General features: G+C 67.5%; 10 protein-coding genes. 5 read left to right on the forward strand and 5 right to left on the reverse strand.

The window, feature by feature from the left end:
• Positions 1-573: 573 nt before the first annotated feature.
• Complete coding sequence (locus ABZ281_RS02250) at positions 574-1,122, forward strand: PepSY domain-containing protein (protein ID WP_356651215.1); 549 nt, start codon at positions 574-576, stop codon at positions 1,120-1,122.
• Positions 1,123-1,160: 38 nt separating this feature from the next.
• On the opposite strand, the gene ABZ281_RS02255 is transcribed toward ABZ281_RS02250, so the two are convergent.
• Both ABZ281_RS02255 and ABZ281_RS02260 read right to left on the reverse strand, forming a co-directional pair.
• On the reverse strand, positions 1,161-1,391 hold the full coding sequence (locus tag ABZ281_RS02255) for a hypothetical protein (protein ID WP_356651217.1): 231 nt from the start codon (positions 1,389-1,391) through the stop codon (positions 1,161-1,163).
• Between the two features lie 150 nt (positions 1,392-1,541).
• Positions 1,542-2,102, reverse strand: a complete 561-nt coding sequence (locus ABZ281_RS02260) for a hemerythrin domain-containing protein (RefSeq protein WP_356651219.1) — start codon at positions 2,100-2,102, stop codon at positions 1,542-1,544.
• A gap of 227 nt (positions 2,103-2,329) precedes the next feature.
• Here ABZ281_RS02260 and ABZ281_RS02265 point away from each other — a divergent pair, with 227 nt between their 5' ends.
• Positions 2,330-3,970, forward strand: coding sequence for a ubiquinol-cytochrome c reductase cytochrome b subunit (locus ABZ281_RS02265; protein WP_356651221.1), 1,641 nt, complete (start codon positions 2,330-2,332; stop codon positions 3,968-3,970).
• Between the two features lie 140 nt (positions 3,971-4,110).
• Positions 4,111-4,407: a hypothetical protein gene (locus ABZ281_RS02270; RefSeq protein ID WP_356651223.1), complete on the forward strand. Its 297-nt coding sequence runs from the start codon at positions 4,111-4,113 to the stop codon at positions 4,405-4,407.
• 73 nt (positions 4,408-4,480) lie between these two features.
• On the opposite strand, the gene ABZ281_RS02275 is transcribed toward ABZ281_RS02270, so the two are convergent.
• A complete protein-coding gene (locus ABZ281_RS02275; RefSeq protein ID WP_356651225.1) occupies positions 4,481-4,873 on the reverse strand; it encodes a cytochrome c oxidase subunit 4 in 393 nt (130 codons plus the stop codon).
• Positions 4,870-6,588, reverse strand: a complete 1,719-nt coding sequence (ctaD, locus tag ABZ281_RS02280) for a cytochrome c oxidase subunit I (protein ID WP_356651227.1) — start codon at positions 6,586-6,588, stop codon at positions 4,870-4,872. Before ctaD ends, ABZ281_RS02275 begins: the two co-directional genes overlap by 4 nt.
• Before the next feature lie 591 nt (positions 6,589-7,179).
• Between ctaD and ABZ281_RS02285 the strand changes: the two genes are divergently transcribed.
• Both ABZ281_RS02285 and ABZ281_RS02290 read left to right on the forward strand, forming a co-directional pair.
• Positions 7,180-9,090, forward strand: coding sequence for a DUF2075 domain-containing protein (locus tag ABZ281_RS02285; RefSeq protein ID WP_356651229.1), 1,911 nt, complete (start codon positions 7,180-7,182; stop codon positions 9,088-9,090).
• Between the two features lie 178 nt (positions 9,091-9,268).
• Positions 9,269-11,386, forward strand: coding sequence for a DUF2075 domain-containing protein (locus tag ABZ281_RS02290; RefSeq protein ID WP_356651266.1), 2,118 nt, complete (start codon positions 9,269-9,271; stop codon positions 11,384-11,386).
• Between the two features lie 51 nt (positions 11,387-11,437).
• Here the strand turns inward: ABZ281_RS02290 and ABZ281_RS02295 are convergent, their stop codons facing one another.
• Positions 11,438-11,566 carry a DUF6408 family protein gene (locus ABZ281_RS02295; RefSeq protein ID WP_356651231.1) on the reverse strand — a complete coding sequence of 43 codons (129 nt, stop codon included), beginning with the start codon at positions 11,564-11,566 and terminating at the stop codon, positions 11,438-11,440.
• Positions 11,567-11,663: the final 97 nt, after the last annotated feature.

Genomic DNA, 11,663 nt, shown 5'->3' on the forward strand with positions numbered 1-11,663 from the left:
GCGGCGAGCAGGGGGTACCCCCTGCTCGAGCGGAGTCGAGAGCGTGGGGGAGCGTGCCGGGCGTCGTGACGGGGCGAACGTTGCCTGTCGCGGCACTAGGCAGCAGCGACCCGTCCCTCACGGTGAGGCCGGCGGTCGCCGACGGCCGACATCCCTCAAGCCGGGTCGCCACACCAACATTCGTGCCCCTATTGGCCGTCACTCCTTCGGGCGCGGCCGGTCTTCCTGGCGGGCCGACGACCGGCATCGGCGTGGCGAGGCGAGACGAATGCCGGGGGGTGGGAAGTCGCACCGAATCCAGGGTGAACAGGAGGTGGTGCTCGCCTTCGACGCTCACCGGGGCGAACGCCAGGGTGCGACCGCCCTGCTCCACGGCCCGGCTGGGAACGTTACGCAACGCCCCGGGCGAGGTTGCCGTCGGTGTAAGCGGGGATGTCTGAGACCCAGTGCGAGTCTCCTGCCGAATGTAGACAACTTCTTGAGGCGGGATAGGTTCATCCCATTTCGAGTGGATAGTCGGCCTGTATGGGAGCGTCCAGAGTCATCTCTCGGTGCGGGGGCGGGCGGGTGCGCATGCGGCTCGCCGTGCTTCTGTGCGTGCCGTTTGCCGTGCTGTCGCTGCTGGTGGGCTGCGGTCGGGACGATCCGCTGAACGAGCCGGCCGAGCGGTTCGAAATGGTGGAGGTTGACTACGAGCGTGCGATTCGCCTGTCCGTCGCCGAGGTGACCGGCGGTGAGCTGGTCGCTCTGGAGCTGAAGGACCCCGATTCGGACTCGCCCGTGTGGGAGAGCCGGATTGCGGACCAGGACGGGCAGCTCACGACGGTTCGGCTTGATGCGACCCGGGGCGATGTGCTGGGGACGAGTTCCGGTCCCGCGCAGTCGGATTCCGAGCGTCAGGAGCTCGTGCGGCTTTTTACGGATGCTCGGCTCCTGCCCGGCCAGGCGGCCCGTGAAGCGGCCGACACGGCGAACGGCGAGGTCATCACCGCCATTGAACTGGAACAGCGTGATGGCACTCCCGTCTGGGAGGTCAGCGTCCTGGGCGTTGCCGATGAGTCGGCGACGGTCCATGTGGTGGACGCCAGGACGGGCGAGGTCTTGGAGCGCCACCCGGCCTGACGAGGTCGGGGCGGTGGCCGTGTCGCAGGTGACGTCGTTCAGGGGCGATCACTGGGCGGGGTGGGGATGGCGTGCTGGTCGGCGAGGGCGATGGCCAGGGCTCCGGCGGCCGTCGGGTGCAGTGGGGCGCGGTCGGTCGGTGACTGTACGTACGGCTGGGCGCTGCACAGGCCATGGCCCCCGAAGTCGGGCTTCACCGGTGTGAAGCCGGCGGTCTCGGCTCCTTGCCTCAGGACGGAGTTGAGCGCGGCCAGCCGTGAGCGCAGCACCTGCACCTTCTGCCGGGTGAGACCCTCCTTGCGGAGGCATCCGATGTCGGTGCCGAAGGGGTCGTAGTACTCGTTGACGGAAGGCTCGTCGGCTTGGGCGGGCGTTGGCGTCCGTGGTGCGACGCCGGGCCGTGCCTGCTCCGCATGAGTTCAGTTTCGGCCGCGGTGTTTCACGAGATCACGAAGGCGGTCCCAAGGCCCCCACACCTGTGCGGTGGCCTTGGTCATGAGGGCTGATCGGGGTGCGCCCGGCCGGGGGTGGGTGGGTGCCGAACCCTCCGTCTCGCGGGCCTTTGCTCCGATTTCCTGCAAGACATCAGGGGAACACACGGCGTGCAGGCGCGGGAAGAGCAGCTGTTCCTCCTCGACGACGTGTTCCGTCACGCGGGCGACCACGGACAGGAGCCGGTCTGTGAATTGCTCACTGCTCGCTTCCAGGGCTTCGAGCGAATCCAGCAGCTCCGCGATCGCCCGGTGTGCGCTGAGTCCACGGTCCGCCCAGGTATCGCCGTCCGGCAGGTATCGGCGCACCGTCGGGTACAGGTGCTCCTTTTCCGCCACTGAATGGCGGACCAGGCTGATGCTGAGCTGCTCGACGTGCGACTTCCGTTCGCCACCGGCGGGCGGCGAGGAGCGGATGCGGTCGACAAGCCGCTGGATCTCCCGGTGGTCCGCTGTCAGTACCTCGATGATGTTGCTGCCACTGCCCACTCCGACTCCTTGGTGGCGTCCTGCCGCGTTGGGCGTCGTGTACCGGGAGCGGAAGCACCCGGTTGCCGCCCGAAACCGTGTGCCGTCGGCATGCCTGCGCAATACGCCTCGGGATCACGATCAGGATTGCATCACGCGGCACCCCTTACGCGTCGGCGTGCCGCGCGGCCGACCGAGCTGCGCGGCACGGCGGTACGGGAAAGAAACGCGGAGAGGCGTGATGCGGCGTGCTGATGCGGAGGCGCAAGGCGACACTCAAGGCGCAGGCGCGACAGGCCGCGTTCCAGGCGTACGTTGTGACGGACCGGCGTGCGCCCGTCTCTGAGCTGGCCGGGCAGCTGTTGCGCAAGGCCTTTCCCGACCACTGGTCGTTCCTGCTCGGCGAGATCGCTCTGTACAGCTTCGTCGTTCTGGTCCTCACCGGCAGTTACCTGACGCTGTACTTCGACCCGAGCCTGGCCCAGGTGACCTACACAGGCTCGTACGAGCCGCTTCAGGGGCTGCTGGTCTCGAAGGCGTACGACACGACGATCCAGCTGAGTTTCGACGTGCGCGGTGGCCTGCTGATCCGTCAGATGCACCACTGGGCCGCCCTTGTCTTCGTCGCGGCGATCGGCGTGCACATGCTGAGGATCTTCTTCACCGGCGCCTTCCGCAGACCCCGGGAGCTCAACTGGTTCATCGGGGTGACGCTGTTCCTGCTGGCCCTCCTGGAGGGGTTCTGCGGTTACTCGCTGCCCGACGACCTGCTCTCCGGCACGGGCCTGCGCACCGCTCACACCATCGTGATGTCGATCCCGGTGGTCGGGACGTATCTGGCCTTCTTCGCCTGGGGCGGCGCCTATCCCGGCACGGTGCTCAGCCAGCGGCTCTACATCGTGCACGTGTTGTTCGTGCCCGGTCTGCTGATCGCCCTGATCGCGGTGCATCTGATCATGGTGGTCTATCTCAAGCACACGCAGTGGGCGGCGCCCGGGAAGACCAACCGGAACGTGGTGGGGCATCCGATGTATCCCGGGTTCGTCGCCAGGTCGGCCGGGCTGTCCCTGATCGTCTTCGGCGTCACCGCGGTGATGGGCGCGGTCGCGCAGATCAATCCCGTGTGGGTCTACGGCCCGTACGTCCCCGACCAGGTATCGACCGACTCCCAGCCCGACTGGTACGTCGGCTTCCTGGAAGGAGCGTTGCGGCTGATGCCGGCCGCGGAGACCAACGTCGCCGGCCACACCTTCATGTGGAACGTCCTGCTGCCGGCCGTCGTCCTGCCAGCGCTGCTGTTCCTGGTGCTGTACCTGTACCCGCTCTTTGAGCGCTGGGTGACCGGTGACCTGGTCGAACATCATCTGTGCGACCGGCCCCGCGACCGGCCGGTGCGGACGGGGCTCGGCGTGGCGGGCATCGTCTTCTACGCAGTGCTCCTCATGGCGGGCGGCAACGACGTGATCGCCTTTGTGTTCGGAGTCTCTGTCAACACTCTGACCTGGGTCTTCCGGTTCGCCGTCGTCGTCGGCCCCGTCATCGCCCATCTCCTCACCAGGCGCATCTGTCTTGCGCTGCAACTGCACGAGCGGAACCTGTACCGGGAGGGCGAGGAGACCGGGGTGGTACGTCAGGACCTCGGGGGCGCCATGGGGGAGCACCATGCCGGTCTTGACCGGAAACGGCGCTACCGCCTGCTGGTGAGGGAGCTTCCCCGGCCACTCACACACCCCGGTCGCCAGGCGGCGCTGCACCGCCGCCTCAAGGCGTCGCTGAGTTCGTGGTACTACCGGGACCGGGTCGAGCTGCCCACGACGGCGGAGGAACGTCTGCAGACCGCGGGCCGCACAGCGGATCCGGTAGCAGGCGGAACCAACGGCGAGGAGTGAACGGATCGCTTGAGGAGGGAGCGAAGTAACGATGCCCCTGGCTCGCGAGCGGACCGCTCCTGCGAAACCTGCTGGACATGGCATGCCCATGCCCCTCTCAGGTGTTTGTAAAGTAGCCACGGCGCTGAAGAGGGGATGGGATGGGTACGGTGCACAAGCGCCCGCCGGGATGGCGGAGGCTTGCGAAGGCGGCATTCTGCCTGACGATGCTCGCGGTGGCGAGCTGGTTCATGAGCGAGATGGTCAGCGCCGATTTCCCACGGCGACCGTTCTGGGACCTCGGAACTGCGGGGCCCTGGGTGGCCTCATACGCGCATGCCGTCGCCGTCGGTTCCTGGATGGCAGCGTGCGCCTGCCTGCTGCTTGCCGGCCTGGTCCTGGCGCTGGACTCCGCATCGCGGGTCGTGAGCGCTGTCCGCGGGGGCACCCGGCGGTAGGCCGCCCATCGCGCTCACGGCAGTCGGTCTTGTCGCATCCCGGTGGCCGGCTCCTTCAGAGCCTCGGACTGTTTCATCGGCTCTCCCGGTTTCCGTACTGGAAGACCATGCCGAAGACACCGGGCCAGAGAAGACCGAACCCGATGAGGATGAGCCACACGCCGTACACGATGCCGACAGCGGTCACGGCGGCGCCCAGCGCGGTGAGGACGGGGTAGCCGCTCTGGGGCGGGAAGAAGTCGATGGTGCCACTGCGTTCCTGGATCTCGGCGTCGGCGCGATCCTCGGGGCGCACGCCCTTGCGCCGATAGTTGACCAGGCAGAAGAACGAGATCACCGACGACATGCCGAAGGACACGGTCAGCGCGGCGATTCCGGCGGGTTCGCGTGCGAACCAGATGTAGGCGGCGTCGGTGAGGAGGAAGAACAGGGCCACGCCGGCGAACAGATACGCCTCGGATTTCATTCGCTCTGTCCTCCCAGGGGGTCGGGGGTCGGCTCGACCTGTCCGCGAGCCGACGGAGCCAGCTTCTCCCGCACCTCGGGGTGGTGCAGATCGAACGCGGGTGAGTCGGACCGTACGCGGGGCAGCGCGGTGAAGTTGTGCCGGGGCGGGGGGCACGAGGTCGCCCATTCGAGGGAGCGGCCCCAGCCCCAGGGATCGTCCATGTCGACCTTGGGGGCGTACACAGCGGTCTTCCATACGTTGTAGAGGAAGGGCAGGGTGGACAGGCCGACCAGGAAGGCGCCGATCGTCGAGATGGTGTTCAGGGCGGTGAAGCCGTCGGCGGGCAGGTAGTCCGCGTACCGGCGCGGCATCCCCATCTCACCGAGCCAGTGCTGGACGAGGAAGGCGGTCTGGAAACCGACGAACAGCGTCCAGAACTGGATCTTCCCCAGCCGTTCGTCGAGCAGCTTGCCCGTCAGCTTGGGCCACCAGAAGTAGAAGCCGCCGAACATGGCGAAGACGATCGTCCCGAACAGCACGTAGTGCAGGTGGGCGACGATGAAGTAACTGTCCGTCAGGTGGAAGTCCATGGCGGGCGAGGCGATGACGACCCCGCTGAGTCCGCCGAGCAGGAACGTCACCAGGAACCCGGCCGACCACAGCATCGGCGTCTCCAAGGACACGCTGCCCTGCCACATGGTGCCGATCCAGTTGAAGAACTTCACTCCTGTCGGCACGGCGATCAGGAACGACATCAGCGAGAAGAACGGCAGCAGCACCGCGCCGGTGGCGAACATGTGGTGGGCCCACACGGTGGCGGACAGCGTGGTGATCGCGATCGTCGCGCCGACCATTCCGACGTAGCCGAAGACCGGTTTGCGGCTGAACACCGGGATGATCTCCGTGACGACGCCGAAGAACGGCAGCGCCACGATGTAGACCTCCGGGTGGCCGAAGAACCAGAACAGGTGCTGCCACAGCAGTGCCCCGCCGCTGGCGGAGTCGAAGATGTGGGCGCCGTAGGCGCGATCGGCCACCAGGGCCAACAGGATCGCGGTGAACACCGGGAAGGACAGCAGCACGAGGATCGACGTGAACAGGATGTTCCAGGTGAAGATCGGCATCCGGAACATGGTCATTCCGGGGACCCGCAGGCAGAGGATCGTGGCGATGAAGTTGACGGCGCCGAGTGTGGTGCTCACGCCCGCGACCGCGAGTCCCATGGCCCACAGGTCGCCGCCGTGCCCGGGGGAGTGCACCGCGTCGTTCAGTGGTGAGTAGGCGAACCAGCCGAACGGGGCCGGTCCCTGATCGACGAGGAAGCCGGAGAGGACGATCAGTCCGCCGAAGAGGAAGAGCCAGTACGACAGTGCGTTCAGGCGAGGGAAGGCGACATCGGGGGCGCCGACCTGCAGCGGCATGATGGCGTTCGCGAAACCGGCGAACGTGGGGGTCGCGAACAGCAGCATCATGATCGTGCCATGGATGGTGAACAGCTCGTTGTACTGCTGATTGGTGACGATCTGCAGTCCCGGCCGCGCCAGCTCGGCCCGCATGATCATCGCGAACACGCCGGCGAGCAGGAAGAACCCGAACGAGGTGACCAGATACAGATGGGCGATCTTCTTGTGATCGGTGGTGGTCAGGTAGTCCCTGATGAGCTGCCCGGTGAGAACCCGCGGCTCCCGGGTGGCGGCGTGCGACTCACTCGGCCCTGTCCGTGTCTGTGACATGGGCGCCCTCCATGCGCTGAACCGATCGAGGCCACCTCCGCAGGGAAGCGAGCCGGGCGGCCCGACGCGGGGCGGGGCCGACGGTGGTACCTGTGGAGGACACGGCGCCAGCGTGCCAGAGACGATCGCTCATGGCGCGCGACGTGGCTGCGTCATCCGGGTTCACTTGGCGCGCCGGACAGATGTCGTGGCCCTGCGCGGCCCGTGTGCGCGGGCAGTTGCCTCGCAATGGGAGCGGCAATCATGATCCGGCATCTTGGGCCTGTTCAAGGTGTGAAGCTTCCCCTTGATGGTGGACACCTGGAGACTGGGACCTGAGGTTCCAGAGGTAGTAGCAGGTGGGAAGCAAGTACCCGAAGCGGTACACCCACCCTCGCGGCGTAACCATCACGTGTCCAAGACCACGGGGAAACTTCACCACGACCGTAGTAGGGGAGACCGGACACAGGCGGTGCCGCCACCGCGACCACCGCCAGGTACCCTCGGACGCATCGTCAACGCGGCCCGACGGGCTTCCGTTCCACTCCGGTGGAGTCTCGAAGGACATGCCCCCACCCGCACGAGTCTCTTCGTGCTGCCTGGGGGAAGTCCTTGCTGTTCCGCGCGTCCGCGAAAACGGTCGCCGTCATGGCACTCGACCGTTCGCTGTTCCTGCACCTCACCGACCAGTTCGTCCACATGCACGGCTACCGGCCCGGCACCTCGGAGGTGCGTTCCTGGGAACGCAGCATCCCCCTTCTGGCCGCCGCGCTCAACGACGCCGGCCTGGGCGATGTCGAGGTCATGCTGGAGTACGCGCTACCGCTCAACAGCAAGCGTGCCGACGTCGTCCTCGCCGGAGTGCACCCGGTCACGCAGGAGCCGTCCTACGTCGTGGTGGAGTTGAAGCAGTGGAGCCAGGCGGCTCCGCACGAGGACGACCCCACCCTGTGCCATGTCGACGCCTACGCGCACCCCGTGCTCAACCCGATCGAGCAGGTGCGGCGATACTGCGACTACCTGGTCAACTTCAACGGCGCGGTGGCCGAGGACGGCGAGCGGATCCACGGAGTGGCTTTCCTGCACAACGCCACCGAGTTCGGGGTGGCGGGGCTGCGGGAGATCGAGCGCGACGGGCGGGGACGGCTCTTCACGGGGGAGCGTCGCGGCGCGTTCCTGGACCACCTCCGGTCGAAGCTGAGCGACAAGCATCCCGGTGCTCATGCGGCCGACGAACTGCTCGCGGGCGCCACCGTGCCGTCGAAGCAGCTGATGTCCGTGGCAGCTCAGGAAGTGCGGGAGCGCCAGCAGTTCGTCCTCCTCGACCAGCAGCAGGTCGCCTACCGCATGGTGCTCAACGCGGTGGAGCGGTCGAAGCGCGCCGACCACAAGGAAGTCGTCATCGTCACCGGCGGCCCCGGTACCGGGAAGAGCGTGATCGCGCTCCAACTGCTCGGCGAGCTCTACCGGAGGGGCGTGGCCGCGGTCCACGCGACCGGCTCGCAGTCGTTCACCAAGACGATGCGCAAGGTGGCCGGCTCCCGGAAACGAGAAGTCCAGGATCTCTTCAAGTACTTCAACAGCTTCATGACGACGGAGAAGAACAGCCTGGGGGCCCTCATCTGCGACGAGGCGCACCGTATCCGGGAGACCTCCGCCAACCGCTACACCCGCGCGGCACTGCGGACCGGCAGGGCACAGATCGACGAACTCATCGACGTCGCCCACGTCCCGGTCTTCTTCCTCGACGAGCACCAAGTGGTGCGTCCCGGTGAGATGGGAACCGTCGGCGAAATCCGTGAGGCCGCGGCCAAGAGGGGCATCGACTGCCATGTCGTCCCCCTGGACAGCCAGTTCCGCTGCGGAGGCAGCGACGCCTATCTGCGCTGGGTGGTCCGGCTCCTCGGCCTCGAGCCCGGCGGGCCGGTCGTATGGGAGCCCGACGACCGTATGCAGTTGCTGGTCGCCGACAGCCCTGAGGAACTGGAGGCGTTCCTCGACGCCCGCCGCGCCGAGAAGTACGGGGCCCGGATGTCCGCGGGCTACTGCTGGCGGTGGTCCCCCGAGCCCAAGCCCGGCGATCCACTGCCTCCCGACGTCGTCATCGGTGGCTGGGCCCGGCCTTGGAACCTGCGCGGGGACCGGTCGGTCTCCGGCGCGCCCCCGTCCGCGCTGTGGGCCACCGACCCTGCGGGCTTCGGGCAGATCGGCTGCGTCTACACCGCCCAGGGATTCGAGTACGACTGGTCCGGCGTCATCATCGGCCCGGACCTGGTCTGGCGGGGCGACCGCTGGATCACCGACCGCACCGCCTCCAAGGACCCGGTCTTCAAGAAGTCCACACCGGACACCGACGTGGACCGTCTCATCCGCAACACGTACAAGGTGCTGCTGACGAGGGGCATGGTCGGCACGGTCGTGTACTCGACCGATCCGGAGACCCGGGAGAAGCTGCGGGAACTCGTGTCCGGCCGGCCGGAGTCACGGTCCACCGCGATCGAGGAGTCCGCTCTGCGGCGGTGACCGCGTGATATCCGGCCATGATGCCCGCGCTTCCAGCCGACCGACGTGTCATGTACGCCGGAGCGGGATGCCCCTTCCCTAAGATCACAGACGTCATTGCGGCCCGACGGGCTTCCCCACGTGGACATGCCCCCATCCGCACGAGTCACTCGTGCCCTGGGGGATCCACCTCGTGTCCATGCTCCTGCTGAAACTGGCAGCGCGGGATCTGCTGAACCTGAACTCGAGACGCCGTATGGTGCCCCACCTCGCCGCCAGGTGGAAGCACTTCCTCAGCACCGACGCCTCGTTGACCGAACGTTCCGCCTGGGCCGAGAGCTTGGTACATCTTGCCGAGGACCTGGTCGCCGCCGATCGTGGGAACGTCGAGATGGTGGTCGAGTGCGCGGCCACGCTCGACGAGACCGACCGCGCCGGCGCCCCACGGCTGATCGATGTCGTCCTCGTGGGTCATCATCCAGAGGAGAACGGGCTGTCCGTTCAGCTCGTCGAGCTGAAACGGTGGTCGACGGTGACCCGGGTGGAGCGGGCCACCGCGGACCTGGTGCATGTCCCGGGCATGGGGAAGAAGAAGCACCCCGCGCTCCAACTGCGCGAATACTACGAGGCGTTCACGAGCGACAGAGGGCCCCTGCACGGACTGGACTTCGAGTGCGGCGGCTTCGCCTATCTGCACAACGCCACCGACGCGGCAGTGCTCCCCTTGGTCGGCGTGGACGCCCCGACCGGTTCCTACGCCCGTGTCTACACGAACGACCGCCGCGCCCAACTGCTGTCGGACCTGCGGAGCAGCTTCGCCGCCGACGGGGCGGACTCGGCGGCCGAGATCCTGTTACGGAGCATGGGCCTGCGCAACACCCCGCTGCTGGACGCCATGATCCGCTCCAACGGCGAGGACACGGTCTTCACTCTGCGCGGCCGTCAGAAGAAGGTCGCGGGCCAGATCCTCGACACCGCCGCCAAGGTGCTTCCCGATCCCCGGCGGCCCGCCCTCATCCCCGACGAGCGACGGGTGGTGTTCCTCGTCACGGGTGGCGCCGGCACGGGCAAGAGCGCCATCGGCCTCCAGCTCAAGGCCGAACTGGAGGCGGAGGGCCGCACGGTCAAGTACGCCAGCGGCAGCCGGGCGTTCAACGGCGCCCTGCAAGAGCATGTCGGGTACGGCGACCGGGAGTTCAAGGAGACTTTCACCTACTTCAGCAACTTCGTCACCCCGCCCGACCCGCCACTGGACGTACTGATCTGCGACGAGGCCCACCGCCTGCGCGAACGGTCCACCAACCGCTTCTGGAAGCCCGAGGACTGGGGAACCAAGCCTCAGGTGGACGAGCTCCTCGATGCCTCCCGGCTGACGGTCTTCTTCCTCGACGAGGGCCAGTCCGTGCGCCCGCAGGAGGTCGGCACCGCCGCTCTCGTGGAGGACGCGGCACGGCGCTACGACGCCCAGCTGGTGCGTTGCAGCCTGCGGGAACAGTTCCGGTGCGGCGGCAGCGACGCCTACATCCGCTGGGTGCGCGGCGCGCTGGGTGTGTCGGACGCGGAGCCGGAGCAGTGGACCCCGGACGGGCTGATGCACATCGAGGTCGTGGACACTCCGGAGGAACTCGAGCGGATCATCCGTTCCGAGGCCGCGGCGGGAGCGTCCGCGCGCATGGTCGCCGGATACTGCTGGCCCTGGACGAAACCCCTGGGCAAGGAGAAGCGGCTCGAACCCGACGTCCGGATCGGTGGCTGGCACCGGCCGTGGAACGCGGACAGCGACTCCTTCTGCGAGAACAAGACCGTCCCGCCTTCCAAGATCTGGTCCGTGCACGAGAACGGTCTCGGCCAGATCGGATGTGTCTACACCGCGCAGGGCCTGGAGTGGGACTGGTGCGGCGTGATCATGGGCGAGGACATGGTGCGCCGGGGCGATCGCTGGGTGTTCCGCCGGGGCAAGGAGAGAGCGGACAAGGAAGCGGGCGTCAAACGAGTGGCCGTGCCCGGGTCGTTCGATCCCAAGGTGAAACCGAAGAGCGTGGACGACGACGAGTTCGCCCGCCTTGTCCGGCACGCCTATCACGTGCTGATGACCCGGGCGAGCCGGGCGACCGTGCTCTACTCCACGGACGAGGAGACCCGGGCCTACTTGAAGGGGCTCGTCGGCGACGTCCAGCTCCACGGCCTGCGACCCACCTGGGAGAACCTTCCGGAGCAGGCGCGACAGCCGCATCTGCCGCGCCCCGGCCGAGGGCGGCGCCGCCGCAGGAAGCGCCAGAAGAAGGACGCTCCGCCCGGAGAGATGCGTCTGTTCTGAAACGATGGCCGGGAGGTGGAGTGGCGGGCTCCCGGGCCCGCCACCTGCCGGTCAGAAGACCAGGCGCGCTGCCACGGTGAGGGCCGTCACCAGCAGATTGATGGTGACACCCACCGCGACGTCGACCAGAATCTGGCGAATCCGGTCACGACGCGCAAGCTTGTACTCAACGGGGTTCATCGGTTTCCACTCCTGAGCGTGAGCTGGGAATGGCAGGGATCGCCCTACCGGGCATCCGCAGTCGCACCGCGTGAGACACACGATGGAAACCACTCGT

It is taken from the genome of Streptomyces sp. NPDC006265 (assembly GCF_040613555.1).
Lineage (GTDB): Bacteria > Actinomycetota > Actinomycetes > Streptomycetales > Streptomycetaceae > Streptomyces.